The organism is Janthinobacterium sp. GW821-FHT03C08, from assembly GCF_059420905.1.
On record NZ_JBWKUP010000005.1, the window covers coordinates 1 to 25732 of the forward strand.

At 60.8% G+C, this 25732-nt stretch carries 17 protein-coding genes and 1 pseudogene; 11 read left to right on the forward strand and 7 right to left on the reverse strand.

Translation table 11 applies throughout. The features are described 5' to 3' along the window. Positions 1–200: 200 nt before the first annotated feature. On the reverse strand, positions 201–554 hold the full coding sequence (uraH, locus tag AC07VL_RS07955) for a hydroxyisourate hydrolase (RefSeq protein WP_086140153.1): 354 nt from the start codon (positions 552–554) through the stop codon (positions 201–203). A gap of 120 nt (positions 555–674) precedes the next feature. Between uraH and puuE the strand changes: the two genes are divergently transcribed. From puuE to AC07VL_RS08005, 10 genes are all read left to right on the forward strand, one after another. After that, a complete protein-coding gene (puuE, locus tag AC07VL_RS07960; protein ID WP_494805357.1) occupies positions 675–1628 on the forward strand; it encodes an allantoinase PuuE in 954 nt (317 codons plus the stop codon). A gap of 99 nt (positions 1629–1727) precedes the next feature. After that, entirely contained in the window at positions 1728–3194 is a 1467-nt protein-coding gene (gene xdhA / locus AC07VL_RS07965) for a xanthine dehydrogenase small subunit (protein ID WP_494805358.1), read from the forward strand. A gap of 10 nt (positions 3195–3204) precedes the next feature. Next, entirely contained in the window at positions 3205–5550 is a 2346-nt protein-coding gene (xdhB, locus tag AC07VL_RS07970; protein ID WP_494805359.1) for a xanthine dehydrogenase molybdopterin binding subunit, read from the forward strand. A gap of 9 nt (positions 5551–5559) precedes the next feature. Next, positions 5560–6627 carry a xanthine dehydrogenase accessory protein XdhC gene (gene xdhC / locus AC07VL_RS07975; protein ID WP_494805360.1) on the forward strand — a complete coding sequence of 356 codons (1068 nt, stop codon included), beginning with the start codon at positions 5560–5562 and terminating at the stop codon, positions 6625–6627. Positions 6628–6636: 9 nt separating this feature from the next. Then, positions 6637–7953, forward strand: a complete 1317-nt coding sequence (gene guaD, locus AC07VL_RS07980; RefSeq protein ID WP_494805361.1) for a guanine deaminase — start codon at positions 6637–6639, stop codon at positions 7951–7953. A 43-nt stretch (positions 7954–7996) separates the two neighbouring features. Beyond that, complete coding sequence (locus AC07VL_RS07985) at positions 7997–9487, forward strand: adenosine deaminase family protein (RefSeq protein ID WP_494805362.1); 1491 nt, start codon at positions 7997–7999, stop codon at positions 9485–9487. A 794-nt stretch (positions 9488–10281) separates the two neighbouring features. After that, on the forward strand, positions 10282–13692 hold the full coding sequence (locus AC07VL_RS07990; RefSeq protein WP_494805363.1) for a TonB-dependent receptor: 3411 nt from the start codon (positions 10282–10284) through the stop codon (positions 13690–13692). A 111-nt stretch (positions 13693–13803) separates the two neighbouring features. Next, complete coding sequence (locus AC07VL_RS07995) at positions 13804–15513, forward strand: bifunctional metallophosphatase/5'-nucleotidase (RefSeq protein ID WP_494805364.1); 1710 nt, start codon at positions 13804–13806, stop codon at positions 15511–15513. Positions 15514–15530: 17 nt separating this feature from the next. Beyond that, on the forward strand, positions 15531–16760 hold the full coding sequence (locus AC07VL_RS08000; RefSeq protein WP_494805365.1) for a phospholipase D-like domain-containing protein: 1230 nt from the start codon (positions 15531–15533) through the stop codon (positions 16758–16760). A 2-nt stretch (positions 16761–16762) separates the two neighbouring features. Continuing rightward, positions 16763–17830 (forward strand): S1/P1 nuclease, encoded by a 1068-nt coding sequence (locus tag AC07VL_RS08005; protein WP_494805366.1) that lies wholly within the window; start codon positions 16763–16765, stop codon positions 17828–17830. 37 nt (positions 17831–17867) lie between these two features. On the opposite strand, the gene AC07VL_RS08010 is transcribed toward AC07VL_RS08005, so the two are convergent. Beyond that, a complete protein-coding gene (locus tag AC07VL_RS08010) occupies positions 17868–18632 on the reverse strand; it encodes a DeoR/GlpR family DNA-binding transcription regulator (protein ID WP_494805367.1) in 765 nt (254 codons plus the stop codon). A gap of 75 nt (positions 18633–18707) precedes the next feature. Between AC07VL_RS08010 and AC07VL_RS08015 the strand changes: the two are divergent. Then, a pseudogene (locus AC07VL_RS08015) lies at positions 18708–19292 on the forward strand (NUDIX domain-containing protein); the annotation flags it as partial. Between the two features lie 420 nt (positions 19293–19712). Here AC07VL_RS08015 and AC07VL_RS08020 read toward each other — a convergent pair. The 5 genes from AC07VL_RS08020 to AC07VL_RS08040 form a co-directional block, all read right to left on the reverse strand. Next, positions 19713–20684 (reverse strand): ABC transporter permease, encoded by a 972-nt coding sequence (locus AC07VL_RS08020; protein ID WP_076568960.1) that lies wholly within the window; start codon positions 20682–20684, stop codon positions 19713–19715. 3 nt (positions 20685–20687) lie between these two features. After that, a complete protein-coding gene (locus tag AC07VL_RS08025) occupies positions 20688–21767 on the reverse strand; it encodes an ABC transporter permease (protein WP_494805368.1) in 1080 nt (359 codons plus the stop codon). After that, the gene (locus AC07VL_RS08030) at positions 21764–23293 is read right to left on the reverse strand and encodes an ABC transporter ATP-binding protein (protein WP_102295674.1); all 1530 of its coding nucleotides are present in this window, start codon (positions 23291–23293) and stop codon (positions 21764–21766) included. Before AC07VL_RS08030 ends, AC07VL_RS08025 begins: the two co-directional genes overlap by 4 nt. An 81-nt stretch (positions 23294–23374) precedes the next feature. Next, a complete protein-coding gene (locus tag AC07VL_RS08035) occupies positions 23375–24370 on the reverse strand; it encodes a BMP family lipoprotein (RefSeq protein ID WP_092798098.1) in 996 nt (331 codons plus the stop codon). Between the two features lie 452 nt (positions 24371–24822). Next, positions 24823–25725: a LysR family transcriptional regulator gene (locus AC07VL_RS08040; protein WP_494805369.1), complete on the reverse strand. Its 903-nt coding sequence runs from the start codon at positions 25723–25725 to the stop codon at positions 24823–24825. Positions 25726–25732: the final 7 nt, after the last annotated feature.

Below are 25732 nucleotides of genomic sequence, written 5' to 3' on the forward strand. Positions count from 1 at the left end.
ACAGGACCGTGAAACAACTTTGCGCCGATGATAGTGCTGCAACCAGTGTGAAAGTAGGTTATCGTCAGGCTTGTTATACGCAGTAAGAGAAAACCCGTCAAGAAATTGACGGGTTTTTTTTCGTCTGCTGGTTTGTCTTTCACTGCAGGCCGGCGTAAAAAAAGGCAGCGCTATGCGCTGCCTTTGTCGATGAACGTCGCTTAACTACCGCGATACGTCGAATACGACCATGGCGACACCACCAGCGGCACGTGATAATTTTCGTCCGTATGGGCGATGCCGAAAGACAGGGTCACCAGGTCGATGAAGCGCGGCGAGGGCAGTTCCACACCCTGGGCGGCAAAATAGTCGCCCGCATTGAAGACCAGCTCATATTGGCCCGCCTTCATGCTGTCGCCTTCCAGCAAGGGCGTGCTGCAGCGGCCATCGCTGTTGGTCATATCCATCTTCAATAATACTTTGCCTTCCGGCGCGACTGAAAACAGGGCGACCTTGACGCCGGCTCCCGGCTTGCCGTGGGCGATATCGAGTACATGCGTGCTGAGTTTTCCCATTTGCTATCCTGTATATAGGGTGAGTGAATGTGCTTATTGTGCAAATCATATACCGGCAGCAGTGCCGGGCTATATGATTGGGCGTATAACCCACATTGTCTCCTATAGGCGAGCCACCGCATGAGCACTTACGAACATTATCCGCGCGACTTGATCGGCTATGGCCGCACGCCACCCCATCCGCAATGGCCGGGCAAGGCGCGGATTGCACTGCAATTCGTCCTCAATTACGAGGAAGGCGCCGAAAACAGCGTGCTGCATGGCGATCCCGCGTCGGAGACGTTTTTATCGGAAATGATCGGCGCTGCCGCTTTTCCTGCGCGCCATCTGAGCATGGAGTCGATCTATGAATACGGCTCGCGCGCCGGGCTGTGGCGCTTGCTGCGCATGTTCGAGGAACGGCGCCTGCCGCTGACGGTCTTTGGCGTCTCGATGGCCCTGAAGCGCAATCCGGAGGCGGTGGCCGCCTTCCAGGAACTGGGCCATGAAATCGCTTGCCACGGCTTGCGCTGGATTTCCTATCAAAACATGGATGAGGCGACGGAGCGCGAACACATGCGCGAGGCCGTGCAGATCATCCGCGAATTGACGGGTGCCGCCCCGCAAGGCTGGTACACGGGGCGCGATTCGCCCAATACGCACAAGCTGGTGGTGGAACATGGGGGCTTCCGCTACGACGCCGATTATTACGGCGACGACCTGCCTTTCTGGCAGAAAGTGGCGTACACGGACGCCGCCGGCATGCCGGCCGTGCAGCCGCAGCTGATCGTGCCCTACACCCTGGACACGAACGATATGCGCTTTGCCGCCATGCAAGGTTTTAATTCGGGCACGCAGTTTTTTGATTACTTGAAGGATGCCTTCGACGTGCTGTACGCTGAAGGCGATCCGGACGGCTTGAACCAGCCGAAGATGCTGTCCGTGGGCCTGCATTGCCGCCTGGTAGGACGCCCGGGCCGCGCAGCCGCTTTGGCGCGCTTTCTTGACTATGTGCAGGGCCACGAGCACGTGTGGATCACGCGCCGCATCGATATCGCCGAGCACTGGCACGCGGCGCATCCATGCCGGGCCTGAGTTTTATTGATGTGGGATGATAAGTAAAATCAGTCTTTGCATATAGTTGTCTCATATGCCGGTGTTAATCTCCTATACTGGGACTATACCGAGGCCAGCATGTCAGAACCGATCCGCTTTTATTACCGTGGTGCCGTACAGGAAGTACGCAACGCCGCCCCTACGCAGACTGTGTTGCAGCACCTGCGCGAGGATTTGCATTGCACGGGCACCAAGGAGGGCTGCGCCGAGGGCGATTGCGGCGCCTGCACGGTCGTCATCGGCAGCCTGGTCGATGGCCAGGTCGAGATGAAGGCCGTCAATGCCTGCATCCAGCTCACGCCCACCCTTGATGGCAAGGCCCTGTTTTCCGTGGAAGACTTGCAGCAGCCTGATGGCGCCCTGCACCCGGTGCAGCAGGCCATGGTCGAGTGCCACGGTTCCCAGTGCGGCTTTTGCACGCCCGGCTTCGTCATGTCCTTGTGGGGCATGTATCTGGAGAAAAACGGCGCCACGCCCACGCGCTGCGAAATCGACGATACGCTGTCGGGCAACCTGTGCCGCTGCACGGGCTACCGGCCCATCATCGACGCGGCCAGGCGCATGGTCGAATTGCCGCCCGTCGCGTTTGACCGCGATGCGCTGGCGCAGCAATTACGGGCGCTGCAGCGCGGCAGCCTGAGCACCTATGAACATGGCGGCCAGCACTTTCATGCGCCGCGCAGCATCGATGAACTGGTGACACTGCGCGCGGAAAAACCGCAAGCCTGCCTGCTGGCCGGTTCCACCGATATCGGCCTGTGGGTCACCAAGCAGCTGCGTGACCTGGGCGATATCATTTACCTCGGCAACGTGGCGGCCCTGAAAAGCATTGCCGTGGACGGGGGCAAGCTGCACATCGGCGCCGGTGCCAGCCTCAACGATGCCTACGCTGCATTGTGCCAGCATTACCCGAAGGAATTGTCGGAACTGTGGCAGCGTTTTGCTTCCTTACCGATCCGTAACGCGGGCACCCTGGGCGGCAATGTGGCCAATGGCTCGCCCATCGGCGACTCGATGCCGTGGCTGATCGCGCTGGGCAGCGAGATCGTGCTGCGCGGTCCTGCCGGCCAGCGGATCATGCCGCTGGAAGACTTTTATCTTGGCTATCAAAAGAAGGATCTGCAGCCCGGTGAATTCGTCGAAGCCGTGCGCGTGCCCTTACCCCGTGCCGATGTGCATTTCCGCACGTATAAACTGGCCAAGCGTTTCGACCAGGATATCTCGGCCGTGTGTGCCGCGTTTGCCTTTGAGCTCGACGGCGAACGCATTCTTGATGCGCGCATCGCCTTTGGCGGCATGGCGGCCACGCCCCAGCGCGCTGCGCAGACGGAAGCGTTTTTGCGCGGACAGGCATGGAGTGAGGAAAATCTGACTATCGCCATGGGCCTGCTGGCCGACGATTACGCGCCCCTGTCGGACATGCGCGCGTCGAACACCTATCGCATGACGACGGCGCAAAACCTGCTGCGCCGCTTCTGGCTGGAAACACGTCCCGCTGCGCCTTTGCTGCGCACCGACGTCAACGCCTACGCTTGCCGCGCCTGAAAGGACCAGCATGAACCATCCTGCCACGCCTGAACTGCAAGCGGCCGCCTGGGCTGCCGTGGGCAAGCCCAGGCCCCACGAATCGGCGCAATTGCATGTGCTGGGGCAAGCCACGTACACGGACGACATTGCGGAACTGCAAGGCACCTTGCACGCGGCGCTGGGCCTGTCGCAAAAGCCCCATGCACGCATCACGGCCATGGATCTATCTGCCGTGCGCGCCGCCACCGGTGTCACCGCCGTCTACACGGCGCAGGACATTCCCGGCACCAACGATTGCGGTCCCATTATCCACGACGATCCCATCTTGGCGCTTGATCTGGTGCAATACGTGGGCCAGCCCATCTTCATCGTGGTAGCCGATACGCACGATCACGCGCGCCGTGCCGCCTGCCTGGCGCAAGTGAGCTATGACGAATTGCCCGCGATCATGACACCGCAGGCGGCCAAGGCGGCACAATCGTATGTGCTGCCGCCTATGCAGCTAACGCGCGGTAATTACCAGGCTGCATTCGAGAAGGCGCCGCACGTGGTCAAGGGCCAGCTGTATGTGGGCGGACAGGAGCAGTTTTATCTGGAAGGACAGATTTCCTACGCCATCCCGAAGGAAGCGCAAGGCATGCTGGTACTGTGTTCGACGCAGCACCCCAGCGAAATGCAGCACGTGGTGGCGCATGCGCTGGGCGTGCATTCGCACAACATCACCGTCGAATGCCGGCGCATGGGCGGCGGTTTCGGCGGCAAGGAGTCGCAGTCGGCCCTGTGGGCGGCAGCCTCGGCCATCGCGGCGGCCAAGCTGAAACGCCCCGTCAAACTGCGCGCCGACCGCGACGACGACATGCTGGTGACGGGCAAGCGCCACTGTTTTTATTACGAATACGAGGTCGGCTATGACGACGAGGGCCGGATACTTGCCGCCAAGGTCGACATGACCACGCGCGCCGGCTATTCGGCCGACTTGTCCGGCCCCGTCGCCACGCGCGCCGTTTGTCACTTCGACAACACTTATTATTTGTCCGACGTGGATATCCGCGCCGCCTGCGGCAAGACGAATACCCAGTCGAACACGGCTTTCCGGGGCTTTGGCGGCCCGCAGGGCGCCATTGCCATCGAGTATGTCATCGATGAAATCGCCCGTCATTTACAACGCGATGCGCTCGATATCCGCCTGCTCAATTTCTATGGCCGCAACGATGGGGAAGGGCGCAACGTCACGCCGTACGGGCAAAAAATCGTCGACAACGTTATCCATGAGCTCGTTGCCGAACTGGAAGCGAGCAGCGATTACCGCGCGCGCCGCCGCGCCATCGATGCCTACAATGAGGCCAGCCCCATCCTGAAGAAGGGACTGGCCTTCACGCCCCTGAAATTCGGCATCGCCTTCAACGTCACGCATCTGAACCAGGCCGGCGCCCTCGTGCACGTATACGTGGATGGCTCCGTGCTGGTTAACCATGGCGGCACGGAAATGGGGCAGGGCATCAATACCAAGGTGATGCAGGTGGTGGCGCACGAGCTGGGCCTGGACCTGGAGCGGGTACGGGCCACGGCCACCGATACCAGCAAGGTGGCGAACACGTCGGCCACGGCAGCGTCCACGGGCGCGGACCTGAACGGCAAGGCGGCGCAGGATGCGGCGCGGCAGATCCGTGAACGTCTGGCCGATTACGCGGTCAAACTGTACGGCGGCGAGGTGGCTTGCGTGCGCTTCTTTGACAATCACATCCATGTGAATGGTCACATCGTCGCGTTTGCCGAACTGGTGCAGAAAGCGTATCTGGCGCGGGTGCAATTGTGGTCGGATGGCTTCTATGCCACGCCGGGGCTGTCGTGGGACGCGAAGACGATGACGGGCCATCCGTTTTCGTATTACGCCTATGGCGCGGCCGTGGCCGAAGTCGTGGTCGATACCTTGACGGGAGAATGGAAGCTGCTGCGCGCGGACGCCTTGTACGATGCAGGGCAATCACTGAATCCTGCCATTGATCTGGGTCAAGTGGAAGGCGCATTTATCCAGGGTATGGGCTGGCTGACGACGGAGCAGCTGTGGTGGAATGCGGCGGGCAAGCTGATGACGCACGCGCCTTCGACGTACAAGATTCCCGGCATTTCCGATTGCCCGGAAGATTTTCGCGTCAAGCTGTTCCAGAACCGCAATGTGGAAGACAGTATCCACCGCTCGAAAGCCGTGGGCGAGCCGCCGCTGCTGCTGCCGTTTTCCGTGTTCTTTGCCATCCGCGACGCCATTTCCAGCGTGGGCCATCACGCCGTCCAGCCACCGCTGAATGCGCCGGCCACCAGCGAGGAAATCCTCAAGGCGGTGATGGCCGTGCAAGCGGCCGGTACCGCCGCCTAGGGGACGATGATGAGCGACTGGCTGACGGCAATCGACAGTGACACGCAGGCCTCCGTGCTGGTGACGGTCGCGCTCGTGGAAGGCTCGGGACCGCGCGAGGCGGGGGCGAAGATGCGCGTCACCCTCGATGGCCAGGCCGACACCATCGGCGGCGGCCACCTGGAGTTGCGCGCCGTGGAAATCGCCAAGACCATGCTGGTCACGGGCGACACGCGCGTGCGGATCGAGCGCTTTGCGCTGGGGCCCAGCCTGGGCCAGTGCTGCGGCGGCGTCGTCTGGCTGGCGTTCGAGCCTGTCGATGCCAGCCTGGCGGCCGTGTTGTCCGCCCTGCGCGAACGGCGCCAGCAAGACAGCTGGAGACTGACGGCGCTCGACGGTGCGGCGGCGACGGTATTGTTCGATGCGTCAGGCAGGCTGGTCGCCGGCACGGGCGAGCCGGCCCCCGATACGTTTTCTCTCGAGCGCGGCACGCATGTGGCGCAGGGCAGGGATGGGCGGCGCTGGCTGATCGACCCTTGCCTGGCGCCGCGCGCCCATTTGACCCTGTTTGGCGCCGGCCACGTGGGCGCCGCCATCGTGCGCGCCCTGGCGCACTTGCCCTGCAACGTGACCTGGGTCGATGAACGGGAAGACATGTTTCCCGCCCACATGCCCGATAATGTGCGCATCGCCGCCACCGACACGCCGGAGGAATTTGTTGCCATGGCGCCGCCGGGCGGCAGCTTCCTCGTCATGACGCATAGCCATGCGCTGGATCAACGCCTGACGGAAGCGATCATGGGGCGCGAGGATGCGGGCTGGTTCGGTCTGATCGGTTCGCAGACGAAACGCAAGCAATTCGAGCACCGCCTGCAGGCGCGCGGCGTGCCGGACGAGCGCATTGCCGCCATGGTGTGTCCGATCGGCATGCCTGGCATCCGCAGCAAGGTGCCGGCCGTGATCGCCGCCTCCGTTGCCTGTCAATTACTCATGGTGTGGGAGGAGGCCGCCAGCGCGGCCCTGGCCGCACCGCTGCGGCTGGTCACTGCCAGCGCGCCGCCGCGACGCAAGCAGCGCGCGGTCATTCATCCTTTATAGAAAGACGTCATGCCGATTGTTCCTGCCACCTTGCAAGCCTACCGTGCCAGCTTGCTGCACTTCCACGCCGATCCCGCCTTCAGCGAGCAAGCCCATGCCTGGCATGCGGATGGTTTGCTGATCGTCGCCGATGGCAAGGTCGTGGCAGCGGGTGGTTACGCGCAGCTGCAACCGACTTTACCGCTTGGCACGCAGATCGTCGATTACCGGGGCAAGCTGATCGTGCCGGGCTTTATCGATACCCACCTGCATTTCCCGCAGACGGAAATGATCGCTTCGCCCGCGCCCGGCTTGCTGCCGTGGCTGGAAACCTATACCTTCCCCACCGAGCGGGCGTTCGAGGATCCGGCGCATGCGCGCAATGTGGCCGAGTTCTTCCTCGATGAATTGCTGCGCTGCGGCACCACGACGGCCATGGTGTATGGCAGCGTGCATCCGCAATCGGTCGATGCCTTCTTTGGCGCCAGCGAGGCGCGCGGCTTGCGCATGGTGGCGGGCAAGGTCATGATGGACCGCAACTGCCCCGAGTTCCTGCGCGACACGGCCGAGTCCGGCGCACGCGAAAGCGAAGAGCTGATCCGGCGCTGGCATAAGCACGGCCGCTCGCTGTATGCGATCACGCCCCGCTTCGTGCCGACGTCGACGAATGAACAGATGCACTTGGCGGGCGAGCTGGCGTGCGCCTATCCGGATACCTATCTGCAGACCCACGTGTCGGAAAACGAGGATGAATGCCGCTGGGTGCGCGAACTGCATCCGCAGGCGCGCAGCTACCTCGATGTGTACGACGGGTACGGCATGCTGCGCCCGCGCGCCATGTTCGGCCACTGCATCTGGCTCGATGAGCGCGACCGCGCGCGCATGGCGGAGACGTCTTCGGCGGCCGCTGTTTGTCCTACGTCAAACCTGTTCCTCGGTAGCGGCCTGTTCGATTTCGAGCGGGCCGATGCGGCGCGCGTGCTGCTGTCGCTGGCGACGGACGTGGGGGGCGGCACCTCGTTCTCGATGTTGCAAACCATGAACGAAGCCTATAAAGTAGCACGCTTGAAAGGCAGCTATCTGCCCGCCTTGCGCATGTTTTACCTGGCGACCCTGGGCGCCGCGCGCGCCATGCAGCTGGAAGGCATTCTGGGCAATTTCACGGCGGGCACGGAAGCCGATTTCATCGTGCTCGACAAGCAATCCACGCCGCTGCTGGAGCGCCGCACGGCCGCTTGCCAGAGCCTGGAGGAATTGCTGTTTGCCTTTGCGCTGCTGGGGGATGATCGCGCCGTGGCCGCCACCTATTCGGGCGGACGATGCGTGCATGTGCGGGGGCAGGGCTGACCTACCCGTTGTTTAACATGAATCACCCTGAGCGAGAACGCGTATGCAAAAGAAACTCACTGGCCTGGCGCTTGCCGCCGCGCTGACACTGGCCACAACGGCGCATGCCGCCAGCCCGTCGTCGAATGAAGCGGCCACCGCGCGCCATTTCGCTGCCTTGGTTGCTGGTAACCAGCCCAGGACTGCCGAGTTGAGCCTGTTCTTTTCCATGATGCCCAAGGGCGGCGACTTGCATCACCATTACTCGGGTGCCATCTACGCCGAGCAATTCCTCGACTGGGTCGACAAGGAAAACTATTGCGTCAACAAGACGACCTACCGCATCGAGAGCAACAAGGATGTCGTCGCGGCCGAGCGCGCCAAGCCGGCCGGCCAGCGCAGCTGCCTGTCGTCCACGGAAGTGTTTGCCGATGCGGGCCTGTATGCAGAGTTGCTGCAGCGCTGGTCGACCAAGGATTTCTACAACCACGGCGCCATCCAGACGCCGCCCGACCGTACCTTCTTCGATACCTTCGGCTACTTCGGCCCCGTCGCCTCGACGAATACGGCCGATGGCCTGAAAACCCTGAAGCAGCGCGCCATCGCGGAAAACCTGAGTTATATCGAAACGATTTTCGAATTGTCGCCGTTCGTGCAGAACGCGCAGTTCGACCAGCAGGTGCTGGCACCGGGCTTGCCGCCGGCCGCCTTGCAAGCCGTGCTGGCCAACTGGACGCAAAGTCTCGAGCAAGATGCCAGCTTCCAGAAAAGCATCACGGCCTATAACGACAACGTCAACAGCAGCAGCGCCGGCATCGACGATGCGAACTTCACCATGCGCTACCAGGCGTACGTGCTGCGTTTTCTGTCGCCATCGCAAGTGTTTTCGTCCATGGTGGCGGCCTTCAAGGCGGCCAGCCTGAATCCGCTGGTAGTGGGCGTCAACATCGTGGGCCAGGAAAGCGTCAACGTCTCCATGCGCGATTACAGCCTGCACATGGAAATGTTCAAGTTCCTCAAGACGAAATATCCGAACGTCAAGATTGCCCTGCACGCGGGCGAGCTGGCGCTGGGCATGGTGCCGCCGGAAGGCATGGCCTTCCATATCGCCGAAGCCGTCGATGTGGCGGGCGCCGACCGTATCGGCCACGGCATGGATATCGCCTACGAACACAATGCCCTGGCGACGATGCAGAAGATGCGCGAGCGGGGCATTCCCGTGGAAGTGAACCTGACCAGCAATGACTATATTCTCGGCGTCAAGGGTCAGGCCCATCCGATCACCCTGTACCGCAAGTATGGCGTGCCGTTCGTGATCTCCACCGATGACGCCGGCGTGTCGCGCAATACACTGTCAAATGAATATGTCCTGTTTGCCAGCCAGTACAAGACCGATTATGCGGAATTGAAAAAACTGTCCTACAACAGCCTGCGCTATTCCTTCCTGGCCGAGGCGGATAAACAACGTTTGCTGAAGGCACTCGATGCCCGTTTCGCCCGCTTCGAAGCGCAAATTGCCGCCGCCGACAAGGCCGGCAAGGGCAATAAACCATAAGTTGCGCGACGTTTGCAACTGATGTTCTCATGACGGCCGGATCTGCCGGCCGCTTTCCATTTTCCCTTCCACTCCCCACGCTGTTTTTTTGTTAATTTTTGTGGCGGCCATGCGACACAATTAACGTCAGATGCACGACTTTATCCAATTTCGTGGATGAATCAATTTCAAGTACATATTGCTCATTTATAATCTCGCGCCATAAGCCCGGACGCTGCCAGCACGATATCAATCCAGCTGCCTACACCATGCTATTTATATTTTAAATGTATAAATATGTAAAAAAAAACGTATTTGTCATCCTTTTTTTGATGATGCATAGTGGGATGAATGTGATAGTAAAAAGTCACAATTCATATGGCTGATATCGTATGAAGATGGGTATTTGCAGTAAATAACGGTGAGATGAAGAGTGAAACGAACAGTCATGCGGCTAAATGACGACATTCCCCGATATCTTGCCGCGGTGTCACAGTCTTGAAATATTTAACAATTACACTCGCGGCTTGCCATGTTGGCCGGCGCGGCATGTCGGGTAAATGACACAGGTGCTAGCGCCCTGGGTCGTGCGGCCAGGAAACTTCGGTTTCCGTCGTTATTGCTTGAATCTTCATTGGCTGTGATGTGTGGAAAGGCGTTTGTGATGGTCTTGTCAGGACCAGTAGCCAGTCCAGCCGGCATAACAGTTGCAGCATCGTAAAGAGGAGATCTTGAGTTTGTGTTGCTGTGCGGCGCAGCCGGACGGTGGGGCAATCCAGGATTTTCAAAAATAATAGTCTTTTCTGGGGTTAAAGATGATCAATCACAAACGACTTCGGCTAACGCAAATCGCGTTCAGCCTGTCTATTGCACTGGCGGCGGTACCATCGTTCGCACAGAACACTACCTCGGCCATTAGCGGACGCATCTCGTCCAATGATGGTCGCCCTGCAGCTGGCGCTCAAGTCAACATCGTTCACGTTGAATCGGGTTCGTCCAGCAATGTGACCACCGATTCAGAAGGCCGTTACGTTGCGCGTGGCTTGCGCGCTGGCGGTCCCTACACCATCACCATCACCAAGAACGGTGAAGTGGAAAAACGTGAAGGCGTCTACATCCAGCTGGCGGAAACGGCCAGCGTCGATGCGACTCTGGGCGCGCCGATGCAAGTGGTGAATGTCAGCACCAATGCCATCCGCAATCAGGTCTTTAACCGCAACAACATGGGTGCTGGTACCAATATCAGCCCGACCGAACTGGCTACCCAGGCTTCGATCTCGCGCAGCCTGCAAGACTACGCCCGCGCCGACCCGCGCCTGTCGCAAACCGACAAGGAACGCGGCGAAATTTCCGTGGCCGGCCAGAACTCGCGCTACAACTCGATGACGATTGACGGCGTGGCCGTGAATGACACCTTCGGTCTGGAAGCGTCCGGTACGGCAACGGGCAAGCAGCCGATCTCGATCGAAGCAATCCAGTCGGTGCAGGTGAACGTCGCTAACTATGACGTAACGCAAAAAGGCTACACCGGCGCCAACATTAACGCCGTGACCAAGTCCGGTACCAACAAGGTCAAGGGCAGCGTTTATTACGTCTTCCGGAATGACACCATGTCCGGCGACCGTTACAACAGCTCCGACGACACCTACAGCGCGCCGCCGAAATCGAAGGACACCACCAAGGGGATCACCCTGGGCGGTCCGCTGATCGAAGACAAGCTGTTTTTGTTTGCTAACTACGAAGAAACCAAGAGCTCGCGCGGCGCTCCGGCCTTCGGTCCGATCGGCAGCGCGCAGACCAACGTTGCTATTACGCAATCGGCTATCGATAGTGCCGTCTCCATCGCCAAGGACAAATATGGTATGGATATCGGCACCTCGGCTGTACCTAGCGGCTCGGCATTCACGGCCAAGGAAAAGCTGCTGAAACTGGACTGGAACTTGACTGATACCCAGCGCATGATGCTGCGTTACGCCAAGACCGAACAGTCCGAGCCGATCTACACGGGTTTCTCCGCGACGGGCCTGTCGCTGAGCTCGTACTGGTACGCCCAAGAGAAAAGCCTGGAGACGCTGGTTGGCCAGTGGACGGCCGAGTGGACGCCAACTTTCTCCACTGAAGTAAAAGTGTCGTCGCGTGAATATGACAGCGTGCCGAAAAACAATGCCTACCTGCCAGCCATGGGCCTGCAATTCACGGGCGCGCTGCCAGCCGGCGCACCGGCTGGCCTCGCCACCGGCAGCCGTTACCTGAATTTTGGTACGGAACAGAGCCGCCAGAAAAACGTACTGGGCACCAAGACCAAAGATTTCTACGCGGCCGGTACCTGGGCGCTGGGCGATCATGAAGTCAAGTTCGGTACCGATTTCAGCAAGAATGACGTCTATAACGCCTTCCTGCAAAACGTCAACGGTAACTATACTTTCGGTTGCATCAACAGCAGCGCAGCCGTGACCTATTCGTTTGGCGCAATCAATTGCGGTACCGCTACGGCGGCGCAACTGCAAGCTGCCGTACTGGAAAACTTCAGCCGCGGCCGTCCTAGCTCGTACTCCTACCAGGTGGCGCAGCCTGGCCGCACGCTGAACGATGCGATCGCGACGTTCTCGCTGAAAAACATCGGCCTGTTCGTGCAAGACAGCTGGGACGTCAGCAAGCAGCTGACGGTCATGGCCGGTTTGCGTATCGATGGCACCCGCATCGGTGAAAAGCCGCTCTACAATGCATTGGCTGCCCAGCCAACGGTAGCACGCACGACGCCAACGGGCCGTCAAACGGGCGGTTTCGGTATCGACAACTCGCACACCATTGATGGCGAGAACCTGTACCAGCCACGCGTTGGCTTCAACTACAAGCTCGATTCGGCACGTCCGACGCAGTTCCGCGGCGGTTTCGGCCTGTTCCAGGGCGCGGCAGCGAGCGTATGGCTGGGTAATCCTTACCAAAATACCGGTCTGGTCACCCAAAACATCACGTGCACCTCCTCGGCTGGCACGTGCCCGACGACCGATGGTTTCTTCAATCCTGATCCAACCAAGCAGCCTAGCAACCTGAGCGCTGTTGTGCCAGCCATGAAGGTCGATGCCCTGAGCACGGACCTGGCGCAGCCATCCGTATGGAAAGCCAACCTGGCGTTCGAACATGAGTTGCCATGGATGGGTCTGATTGTTGGCGCTGAATACCTGCGCTTGCAAACCAAGAACTCGATTTACTATGAAGAGCTGAATCTGGGTGAGCCAACGGCTTTCGGTAGCGATGGCCGTCCAATGTACTACGGCCCGAACGCCTACAAGACCTCGTGCTGGAATGCGACGGGTGGTCTGATCGGTGGTGCGAGTTGCAGCGCGTTGACGAAAGCTGGCAGCAATGCCGCCTTCGGCCAGGTACTGATCGCCAAGAACACCGACAAGGGCGAGTCGAACGTGCTGACCCTGTCGTTGCGCAGCCCGCTGCGCGAAGGCCTGTCGTGGGGTACGTCGTACACGTACAGCGACGCCACGGAAGTGTCGCCATTGACGTCGTCGACCTCGAGCTCGAACTGGGGCGGCCGTGCCGTCTTCAATCCGAACGAGAACGTTGCGTCGAACTCGAACTACATGGTCAAGGACCGCTTCACGGCCAACGTCAACTGGCAAAAACGCTTCTTCGGCGAATACAAGACCACGTTCGGTCTGTTCTATGAAGGTCGCAGCGGCAAGCCATACAGCTGGACCATCAACAATGACTTGAACGGTGACGGTCTGGCCGGCAACGACTTGATGTACATTCCTAAAGCGCCAGGTTCGGGTGAGGTCGTGTTTGCCGGCGCCACGCCAGCGGCACGTGCTGCCAACGAAGCAGCGTTCTGGAGCGTCGTCAATGCGAACGGCGACCTGCGTAAAGCCAAGGGCAGCGTGATTGGCCGTAACGAAAGCTTTGCACCATGGACCAACAGCTTCGACGTGCGTCTGAGCCAGGAAGTCCCAGGCTTCTTCAAGGGTAACAAGGGTATCTTCACCTTCGACATCTTGAACGTTGGCAACATGATTAACCGTAAATGGGGCCGTATCAATGAAGTGGCCTTCCAGTCGGCAGGTGGCCAGGTACGCAGCTTCGTCGATTACGTGGGTATGGAAAACGGCAAGTATGTTTATAACACCCGTCCTGTGGTGGAAAGCCTGGAAACGCGTCAAGCCAAAGGCGAATCGCAATGGGCACTGCAAGCGACGATCAAGTACGAATTCTAATTTCGTAGTTGCCTCGTAGCTTGGCAAGTAAAAAACGGCTGGTGGCAACACCAGCCGTTTTTTTTATACACCAGATGGTTTACTCTTCCTCTTTTTGACAAATATCACTCCATGGCTCACTTTTTACGCACTCCGGTCGCCAGCGCGGCTCTGATCCTGTCCCTGTCCGCCTGCAGCAATTTTGTTCCCGCGCCGCAGCTGGCGCGCAGCGGCCCGATTGAAGTGAACCTGGTTGCCCTGAACGATTTTCACGGCAACCTCGACCGCAGCAAATTTACCTACACGAGCGTTGCCAGCGGCGAGCGCAAGACGGTGCAGGCGGGCGGCATCGATACCCTGTCCGGCGCGCTGACGGCGTGGCGCCGCGAAGATGCGCAGCTGATCTTTGTCGGCAATGGCGACCTGGTCGGCGCCAGTCCCGCCATGTCGGCGTTGTGGGCGGATGAACCGAGCATCGTGGCCATGAACATGCTGGGCATGAAGGCCAGTTCCGTCGGTAACCATGAATTTGACCAGGGCAAGGCGGAATTGCTGCGCCAGCAGCGCGGCGGCTGCGAATCGTCGCGCGCCGACAAGGCGTGCAAGTTCACGCCCGATTTCAAGGGCGCCAGCTACACCTATATGGCCGCCAACGTGATCGACACGCAGACGGGCAAATCCCTGCTGCCGGCCTACCGCATCGAAGAAGCGCATGGCGTCAAGGTGGGCCTGATCGGCGCCGTGCTGAAAGATACACCGTCCGTGGTGACGGCGGCCGGCATTGCCGGCCTGCAGTTTGGCGATGAGGCCGACGCCATCAACGCCACCCTGCCGCAACTGCGCGCGCAGGGCGTGGGCGTGTTCGTCGTGCTGCTGCACCAGGGGGGCGAGACGGTAGAGGCCGTCGACCAGCCCGACTGCAGCCACCTGAAGGGCGAAGTGGTCGACGTGGTCAAGCGCCTCGATCCCGCCATTCAACTGGTCATCAGTGGCCACTCACACCAGGGTTATCTGTGCCGCGTCGACGGCCGCCTGGTGACGCAAGCACAGATGGGTGGACACATGTTGACGCGCATCAAGCTCAAGGTCGATCCTGTGAAGAATGCCGTCATGGACGCCAGCGCGCAAAACGTCGTCATGTTGCCTGGCATGTATGAGCCGGACCCGGCCGTGGCAGCCTACCTGGAATCGGTGAAGCAGCGCAGCGTGGCCGAACTGTCGCGCCCGGTGGCCGCCATCGCTGTGCCGAACGTGGGCCGCAGCACCAAGGGCAGCGGCGCTTCCCCGCTGGGCGACCTGGTGGCCGACAGCACCCTGTTCGGCGCGCGCGCTGCCGGCGCGCAAATCGGCCTGATGAACAATGGCGGCATCCGCAAGGACCTGGAAGCGGGCGCCGACCTGATGACGAACGTGGGGCAGAACCAGGCCGTCGTACCGTTCGGCAATACGCTGATCGTCGTGAGCCTGTCCGGTGCGCAAATTCGTGCCCTGCTGGAGCAGCAATGGCCGGGCGCGGAAGCGGAAGAGGGTAATTTGCTGCAAGTGTCCGAAGGTTTTACGTATCGCTGGGACAGCACCCGCCCGCAAGGTCAGCGCGTGCTGCCGGGCAGCATCATGCTCGATGGCAAGGTCATTGATGATAATCAACAATACCGTGTCGCCGCCAACAGTTTTCTCGCCGGCGGCGGCGACCGCTTTACCGTGCTGGCGGCCGGCACGCGCCGCCTCGACACGGGCGTGCGCGACATCGACGCCTTCAGCAATTACCTGATCGCCCGCGCGCGCGCCGGCAAGCCGGCTGGCAGCGCCACGGCGGCGGGCCGTATCGTGCGCGTCAAGTAACTTTACAAGGAAAAACCATGCGTCGCTTATTTGTTTCCCTTCTTCTGTCCAGCCTGTTCGCGGGCAGCGCCCACGCCGATTTCACGATTCCCGGCTTTGAACTCGTGCACACCTCGCCCGTGGAAACCACCCTGACCAATCCCGACTTGCGCGAGCCTGTTGCCGTGTGGACGGAATTGTTCGATGCGGCCAAGAAAGAGATCGTCATCGCCCAGTTCTACGCCGTCAGTAAGCCGGGCACGGCCTTTGAAAAGGTGCTGGCCAGCCTGACGGCCGCCGGCCAGCGCGGCGTGAAGATCCGCTTCCTGCTGGACCAGAAGGGCGTGGGCCTGTCGGAAGCGGCCACCATCGCGCAGATCAAGGCGATTCCCAACCTGGACTTGCGCCTCATCGATTTCAACAAGATCACGGGCAACGGCATCGTGCATGCGAAATACCTGGCTGTCGATGGCCAGGTGGCGTACATCGGCAGCCAGAATTTCGACTGGCGTTCCTTCGAGCACATCCATGAAACGGGCTTGAAGATCACGGAGGCGGCCATGGTCAGCCAGGTGCAAGCCATCTTCGAGCAGGATTGGCAAGCCCAAGCGTTGACGGCGCAGGGCAGCCGCGCCACGGTGCTCAACAGCAAGGTGGTGCCGGCCAACTATGCGCAAAACGCTTTCCTGCTGGCCAGCCCGAATGCATACAACCCGGCTGGCGTGGGCGACTCGGAAACGGGCTTGCCCGCCTTGCTGGCGGAAGCGAAAAGCGAAGTGCGCATCCAGCTGCTCGATTACGCGCCGTTGTCGTATGGCCCGAACCGCACGCGGCCGTACTACGCCGTGATCGACAACGCCGTGCGCACGGCGGCCCAGCGGGGCGTGAAGATCAAGCTGATGGTGTCCGCCTGGAACACGGAAGCGCCCGCCATTGCCTATCTGAAAAGCCTGGCCCTCGTGCCGAACGTGGAAATCCGCATCGTCACCTTGCCCACGGCATCGACGGGCTTCATTCCCTTCGCGCGCGTGATCCACAGCAAGACCATGAGCATCGATGGCAAGCTGGCCTGGGTCGGCACGAGCAACTGGGCGGGCGGCTATTTTGACCTGTCGCGCAACCTGGAAGTGGTGCTGCGCAACGATGCCATGGCGCAGCGTATTGCCGCGTTGCATGAGCAGACGTGGAGCTCGGCGTATGCCCAGCCCATCGATATCAACAAGCAATATCCCAAACCGGCCAAGGCAGCGCCGCAAGGCAAGGAGTGAATATGAAGAAATTATTGACCGTGCTGGCGCTGGGCGCCGCTTTTGCTTCCGGCAATGTTTTGGCATGGGGCAATGACGGCCATCGGGCCGTGGGCGCCATCGCCGATCAGTTGCTCAAGGGCAGCGCCGCCCAGGCGCAGATTGCGGCCCTGCTGTTGCCGGGCGAAAGCCTGGAAAAGATCGCCAACTGGCCCGATTGCGTGAAAGGCACGTATTGCGGTCCGCAATCGCCGGAAATGCTGGCCTACGTGGCAGCCAATCCCAAGCACAGCGAATATCACTACACGGATATTCCCTTCCAGAATGCGCATTACCATGACCACGACGTGGGCAGCGCGGATGACGATATCGTGCAGACACTGAAGCAGGCGATTCTGGTGCTGCAAGGCAAGGACGACGCGGCCAGCAATCCGCACCAGTTCACCAAGCGCCAGGCCTTGATCCTGATCACTCACCTGGTGGGCGACATCCACCAGCCGCTGCACGTGGGCGCCGCCTACGTGGGCAAGGATGGCAGCTTTGTCGTGCCCGCCACCCAGGCACAGATCGACGGCATGGCCATTTTCGACGCGCGCGGCGGCAACAACCTGCTGCTCGATGATGCCCGGATGACGGCACTGTCGAGCGCCGTGATTCCCGCGCCGCTGCCGGCCGACGAGGGAGAAACGAAAGCGCCCGCCTATCCGAAGTCGCCCACCAAGCCATTGCATTCGTACTGGGACAGCACGGTGGTCGATTACGCCATGCGCCGCCTGAGCACGCGCACGCCGCAGCAGTTCGCCAGGACCGTGATTGCCAGCCAGCCTGCCGTGAGCGGCAATAGCGGCGATCCCGTCACCTGGCCATATCAGTGGGCCGATGCCTCGCTGGCGGCCTCGAAGGTGGCTTACGCGGACGTGGTCGCCGGCCCCGCCACGCAGCAGACCAGCCGCAAGGGCGAGGTCTACAACGTGTGGGCCTTGACGGTGCCGGACAATTATCCCGTGCCCAGCTCGGCGCTGGCGAAGCAGCAGCTGATCGAGGGGGGCTATCACCTGGCGGCCCTGTTGCAGGCCATCTGGCCGCAATAATCAGTGACAGTTGAAAGCGGCCTGCGGGCCGCTTTTTTCATGCCAGGGTCACGCTGATGCCCATGTCGCGATACGGTGCCACGAGCGCGTCCTCCACGTCGCGGTGCACGACGATATCGTTGACCTGGCTCAAGGGCGCGATCTGGAACGGCGATGCCGTATGCAGTTTTTCCGGCGAGGCCAGCACGATGGTGCGGGCGGATGCGTCGCTCAGGGCCCGCTTGACGCACGCTTCCTCGTAGTCGCCCGTGGTGATGCCCGCTTGCGGGTGCAGGCTGGCCACGCCCATGAAATACAGGTCGGCGCGGATGCGGCCGATGGCTTCCACGGTGGCCGCGCCGACGCCCACGATCGAGTGCTTGTACAGGCGCCCGCCCAGCATCAATACCTCGATGCCGGGGTGATTGACCAGCTCGACGGCAATGCTCGGACTGTGCGTGACGACGGTGGCGCGCAATTCCCGCGGCAGCTGGCGCGCCAGCTGCACGGCCGTCGTGCCGCCATCGATGAACACCACTTGCCCCGTTTGGACCATCGCCGCCGCCGCGCGGCCGATGGCGGGCTTGGCTTGCGGTGAAATCTGTTCGCGTCCGGCAAACGGCGCCAGTGCGGGAGAACGGGGCAGCAAGGGCAGGGCGCCGCCGTGCACGCGCTCCAATAACCCCTCTTTCGCCAGTTCGCGCAGGTCGCGGCGTATCGTGTCTTCCGATAAGCCCAGGCTGTCGCTGACGGCCTTGGCGACGAGCTGGCCTTCGCGCTGCAGCAGCTCCAGCAGGTATTGCTTGCGTTGGTGTGTGAGCATGGATTTTCTTGTATTTTCTTGATATTGCATGAGTTTGCATGATAAAGTCGATCCACGCAAGCACAAGGAGACACGATGGGCGAAGACAATAGCCAACAGGAACGGGTGCGTATCCAGGGCGTGCAAACCCTGTCGCACGACTGGTACCTGCTGCAGAAGACGACGTTCGATTATCTGCGCCGTGACGGCCAATGGCAGACACAGACGCGGGAAACCTATGACCGCGGCGATGGCGCCACCATCTTGCTCTACAACAAGGCACGGCGCACGGTGATCCTGATCCGCCAGTTCCGCTTTCCCACGTTTCGCGCAGGCCACGACGGTTTCCTCATCGAGGCGGCTGCCGGCTTGCTGGAACAGGCGAGTGCGGAGCAGCGCATCCGCGCCGAGGTGGAAGAAGAGACGGGTTACGCCGTGGGCCAGGTGCACAAGGTATTCGAAGCCTTCATGAGTCCCGGCTCCGTGACGGAGCGCCTGCACTTCTTTGTCGCCGAATACGATCCCGCCAGCCGCATCGGCGATGGCGGCGGCCTGGCGCACGAGGGCGAGGATATCGAAGTGCTGGAACTGCCGCTGGCGCAGGCGCTGCGGATGGTGGACGACGGGCGCATCTGCGACGGCAAGACCATCATGCTGCTGCAGCATGCGCAGTTGCACTTGATGCCGCGCAAACGGGGGCTGCAGATACTGGTGGCTGGCCCGTATCGTTCCGGCACGGGCGACGATCCGGTCTTGATGGCGCGCAATGTGGCGGCCATGCAAGCCGTCTGCCTGCCCCTGTATGCAGCGGGGCACATGCCCGTGCTGGGGGAATGGCTGGCCTTGCCCATGCTGGCGCTGGCCGGCTCGACCCAGGTGGGCGACAGCGTGTATGACGCCCTGTTCCACGCGCATGCGGAGCGCCTGCTCAGCCATTGCGATGCGGTGCTGCGCATCGGTGGCGCGTCCCAGGGCGCCGACAGGATGGTGGCCGTGGCGCAAGAGCTTGGTTTACCCGTGTATTGCTCGCTGGACGAGATTGCGCAGGCGTAAGAAAAGCGAAGCCCGCGGGCTTCGCTTTTCTGATGCTGTCACAGTCTCTTAACGGGACTTCACAAAGGGGATGCCGATCGCTTTCGGTGCGACCGATTTGGCCATCAAGCCTGCCAGCACGATCACCGTGACGACGTACGGCACCATCTGGATCAGCGAGCCGGGGATGCGGCCGACGACGGGCAAGTCCACGCCTTCGATCTGGATCTGGATGGCGGCAAAGAAGCCGAACATCAAACAGCCCAGGAAGGTGTAGACGGGACGCCAGTTGCCGAAGACCATGGCCGTCAGGGCCAGGTAGCCGGCGCCAGCGGACATGTCGCGCAGGAAGAAGCCGCTTTGCACGATGGCCAGATACGCGCCCGAGAACGAGCACAGGATGCCGGCCACCAGCATGGCCAGGTAGCGCGTCGCTTCCACGCTCACGCCGGCCGAGTCGGCCGCATGGGGGTTTTCGCCGCAGGCGCGCAGGCGCAGGCCGAAGCGCGTGTGGTACAGCAGCCAGTGCACGAGCGGGATCAAGAGGAAGGCCACGTAGACGAGGATGGAATGGCCGCCGATCAGGTGGGCATACACCCAGCCGATGAAGGGGATGTGTTCCACGTATTGCGTGCCGGGCAAGACCACGTCGAACAGCCGCGCCGACCCCAGGTCGGGCGTGCGGCCGCCCTGCTGGAAGAAGAATTGCGCCAGCACAAACGTCAGTCCGCTCATGGCGATGTTGATCGCCATGCCGGCCACCAGCTGGTTGCCCTTTTGCGTGATGCTGACGTAGGCCTGCAGCAGGGCCAGGGCGACGCAGACGAGCATGCCGGCAGCCATGCCGTAGTACGGGTTTTGCGTCGTGTAGGCCACGGCGGCGGAAGCGAAGGCGCTGGCCAGGATCTTGCCTTCCAGGCCGATGTCGATCATGCCGCTGCGTTCGGCAAACAGGCCGGCCATGGCGGCGAAGATCAGGACGGGCGCATTGCGCACGGTCGATACCAGGATGCTGGCGAAATGAAAGTCGTCGAGTGTCATGGTTTAGCCTTTGGTGCGCTTGAGCAGGGCGGAAATGGCCGGCGCATAGAAGTTTTCCATCGCGCCGCAGAACAGGATGATCAAGCCCTGGATGAAGATGAAAGTTTCCGTCGGGATATTTGGTTTTTCCAGCGACAGGTCGAAGCCACCCTGGATCAGCGCGCCGAACAGCACGGCCGACAGGAAGATGCCGACCGGATGCTGGCGGCCCATCAGGGCGATGGCGATACCGATGAAGCCGGCGCCGCCCACAAAATTGAGCGACAGGTAATGCGTCGAGCCCATGATGGAGTTGACGGAACCCAAACCGGCCAGCGCGCCGGAGATCAGCATGACGATGATGATCATCTTGCTGATCGACACGCCCGCGTAGTGGGCCGCATGCTTGTTGAGGCCCGTGGCGCGCAGCTTGAAGCCCCACGACGAGCGCCATACCATCACGCCATAGATGACGAGCGCAGCAATTGCCAGCAGGAAACTGATGTTCAGCGGCGTGTCGCCCAAGGACGGGAACCAGGTGGAGAGGCGCGGCATTTCGCCGCTTTCCGCAAACACGCGGCTGGCCGTATTCTGCTCGCCTGGGGGAATCAGGTACTTCACGATGATGAAGTTCATCAGGCTGGCGGCGATGAAGTTGAACATGATGGTGGTGACGACGATGTGGCTGCCGCGCTTGGCTTGCAGGTAGCCGGGCAAAAAGCCCCACAGCGCGCCGAACAGGGCCGCGCCGATCATGGCCACCGGGATCAGGAGCCAGGCGGGCAGGGTCTGGTCGAAGGCCAGCATGGCCGCCGTCAGGCCCAGTCCGCCGATATACATCTGGCCTTCGGAACCGATATTGAACAGGCCCGCCTGCATGGCCACGGAGACCGACAGGCCCGTGAAAATGAAGGTACTGGCGTAGAACAGGGTGTAGCTCAAGCCTTCCGGATTGAGGATGGCGCTGTTGACGAGGATACCCAGCGATTCGCCCGGATCTTCGCCCAGCATATAAATGACCAGGGCTGCGACCAGCATGGCCGACAGCAGGTTTAACATGGGCATGACAAAGGCTGTCGCCCAGCGTGGCAAGTCGTTATTCATGATTTATGCATTCCCCCCATCAAGAGACCGATGCGGGTGGTATCGAATTCTTCAATTTTCAGTTCGCCGGTGATGCGTCCGCCGCACATGACCAGAATGCGGTCGGCCAGCGCCCGCACTTCTTCCAGTTCGACGGACACCAGCAGGATCGCCACGCCTGCGTCGCGCAGGGCCAGCAATTGCGTATGGATGCTTTCGATGGTGCCGATATCGACGCCGCGCGTGGGCTGGCCCACCAGCATCAGTTTCGGCTGCGCCAGCACTTCGCGCGCGATCACCACCTTTTGCTGGTTACCGCCCGACAATAAGCCGATGCGCAGGTCCGGATTGGCGGGGCGCACGTCGAAGGTTTTCAGCAATTCCGCGCAGCGCGCGCCGATGGCCTTGAAGTTGAACAAGCCCCAGCGGTTTTTCAGGCGGTCCTGGTAGCCGAGGATGGTGTTCTGCATGACGGAGAAATTCTTCACCACGCCATCGCGCAAGCGGTCTTCGGGAATGTGGGCGATGCCCAGTTCGCGGAAGGCCAGCGGCAAGCCGTCGGCATCATGGCGCTTGGCGAATGGCAAGTCTTTGTCCAGGAAGCGCAGCTTGCCCGACGTGGGCAAGCGCATGCCGGACAGGATTTCCAGCAGCTCGCTCTGGCCATTGCCCGAGACGCCCGCGATGGCGACGATCTCGCCGGCGCGCAGGTTGAAACCTATGTCGGCCAGCAATTTCACCTGCTGCTCGTCGGCCAGCTGCAGCCCGTCCACTTCCAGCACCGTGGCGCCGGGATTGTACGGTGCGCGGGGCAGATGGCTCTGGATGGGGCGGCCGACCATCATGTTGGCCAGCTCTTCCTTCGAGGTGCCGGCGGTCGCCACGGCGCCGACCACCGTGCCGCCGCGCATGACGGTGACGTTGTCGGTGATTTCCAGGATCTCCTGCAGCTTGTGCGTGATCAGGATGATGGTCTTGCCCTGTTCCTTGAACAGGCGCAGGATTTCAAACAGCGAGGCCGTTTCCTGGGCCGTCAGCACGGCCGTCGGCTCGTCGAGGATCAGGATGTTGGCGCTGCGGTAAATCTGCTTGAGGATTTCCACGCGCTGCTGGGCGCCCACGGACAGGTCCTCGATCTTCGCCAGCGGGTCGACGTCGAGGCGGTAGCGGGCGCAAATCTCGCGCAGCTGGGCTTCCGCTTCGGCGCGGTGGCTGGCCAAACGAAAACCGCCTTCCGTGCCCAGCATGATATTGTCGAGGACGGTGAAGTTCTCGACCAGCATGAAATGCTGGTGCACCATGCCAATGCCGAGGTTGATCGCTTCCTGGCTGTTGCGGATAGGCTGTACTTTTCCGTCGAGCAAGATTTCTCCGCCGTCGGCACGGTAATATCCGTACAGGATGCTCATCAAGGTCGATTTGCCGGCGCCGTTTTCCCCCACCAGGCCATGGATACTGCCCTTGGCGATGGAGAAGCTGACGTCGGCGTTCGCCTTCACATGCCCAAATTGCTTGGAAATGCTGCGAAATTCTACTGCTGGCTGCATAGGTTCATAACTGGATAGTTTCATGGAAACGCGCCGCGCGGGGACTGGCCCCGGCGGCGCGCTTAGTGATGAAGAGTGAGTTTAGACCGGGCAGCTGCTGCCGACGCGGTAATCGATCACTTTGATCTTGCCATCGATAATGTCTTTACGCGCACCCAACACGCGCTTTTCGATTTCCGGCGTGATCAGCTTGCGGTTGTTCGCGTCGAGCGCCCAGTCCACGCCGCCTTCTTTCAAGCCTTTATAGCTGACGCCGCCCTTCCAGGTGCCGTTCTTGACTTCCATGAAGCTGTCATAGACGGTGTTGTCGACGCGCTTGACCATCGAGGTCAGGATGCTGCCTGGATACAAATGGTTCTGGTTCGAATCGACGCCGATCGCCAGCTTGCCTTTTTCCTTGGCCATCTGCAGGGTGCCCATGCCGCTGCCGCCGGCAACGGCGAAGACGACGTCGACGCCGCGCTCGAATTGCGAGCGGGCCAGTTCGCCCCCCTTGGCCGGGTCATTCCAGGCGCCGGAGGTGGTGCCGACCATGTTTTGCGTGATTTCCGCCTTCGGATTGACGGCCTTGACGCCTTGCGCGTAGCCGCAGGCGAAGTTGCGGATCAGGGGAATATCGATGCCGCCGATGAAGCCGACTTTCTTGCTCTTGCTGGCCATGGCCGCCGCCACGCCCACCAGGTAGGAGCCTTCTTCTTCCTTGAAGACGACGGAATTGACGTTGCTGCCGGCAGCCTGGCCGTCGATCAGCACGAATTTCACGTTCGGGAATTCCTTGGCGACCTTTTGCACGGCTTGCGTTTGCGCAAAGCCGATGGCGGCGATCATGTCGAGTTTCTTGCGGGCCAGGCCGCGCATGACTTGCTCGGCTTGCGTATCGCTCGATGCCTGGACTTCGATGAAGGAAATGCCCGTGTCTTTTTTGAAGCGCGAGGCGCCTTCGAAAGCGGATTGGTTGAACGACTTGTCGAACTTGCCGCCCGCGTCATACACGACACCCAGTTTTGGGGTAGCCGCGGACGCTTGAGCAGTCAGGAATACGGCTGCGATCGTCAAACTAAATTGTGTAAGTTTCATGAATTGGCTCCTGGAAGATCGATATTGTATATTTTTTATAGGTGAAACATATAATTTGGGGCCGATTTAGCCTGTTTTTCATGCACGAGCTGATAGTTCCTTATCAACATTGCACTGTATTGCACAAGATCATGCACAAGATCATTGCTGGCCTTATATGCTTTTGTGTACACAGTGTGATGCTCATGCAACAGTCGCGCCCCGTCTCTTTTATATTTACAACATCGAATGGGGTGCCGGCGTGGGCCAGGATGCGCGTCAACAAGACGGGCAGGGCAGACACAGGACCGGCGCCATGATGGGCGTCCGAATCACTATGCATCATGCCAGATATGTATGACAAATACGTTTTTGTTTAACTATTTATATGAAAGCCATATAAATTAGCTGGATCAAGTCGCGCCACGCCAGGCCGCGCCACGCCAGGCCGGGCCACGCCAGGCCGGGCCGCGTCAGGCCGATGGGGGATTGAGGATATTCAGAAAGGCCCGCACCACGGGCGCGTCGTCGAGCGTGGTGTAGCTGATATACAGGTTGGCCGACGGCGGATTGGTCTTGATCGGCAGAAACACGACGCCGGGCCAGCCGATGCGGCTCGTCGTTTCCGGTACCAGGGTCACGCCCAGGCCGGCGCCCACCATGGCCAGCAGGGTTTGCGGTTCGCTCGCTTCCTGGAAGATCACGGGTTCGAAGCCCGCATTGATGCAACATTGCACGAGGTAGCGGGGAAACGCGGATTTATCGAGGTTCAAGGTGAGCATGGGTTCGTGGGCGATGTCGATCAGCTCGATGGCCGTGTTTTTCGCCAGCGGATGGTGTTCGTTGACGGCCACGCACACGTTTTCGCGGAAGCACAGTTCCTGGCGCAGATTGTCGTGGCGCAAGTCGTCGTCGTTCAGCCTGGGTTCGCGCCAGAAGCCCACATCGATCTGCTTGGCGCGCAAGGCTTCGTATTGCACCGTGGGACCGAGTTCGTGCAGGGTCCAGGTGACGCGCGGAAATTTGGTCTGGAATTCTTCCAGCAGGCTGGGGATGGGACCCCACATGGCCGAGCCCACGATGCCCACGCGCAAACGGCCTACTTCGCCGCGGTCGATCTGGCGGATGGTATCGATGGTCATGCGCATCTTGGCCAGTAGGTCGGCCGCCTCGTTCATCAGCGCCTTGCCCGCCACGGTCAGCTCGAAAGTGCGCGTGGTGCGCGCAAACAGGCGCACGCCCAGTTCGCTTTCCAGTTTCATGATCTGCTGGCTCAACGGCGGCTGCGAGATATGCAGGCGTTCGGCGGCGCGGCTGAAGCTTTTCTCCTCGGCAACGGCAAGAAAATACTTTAACTGTTTCAGATCGATGGACATGCTTTCC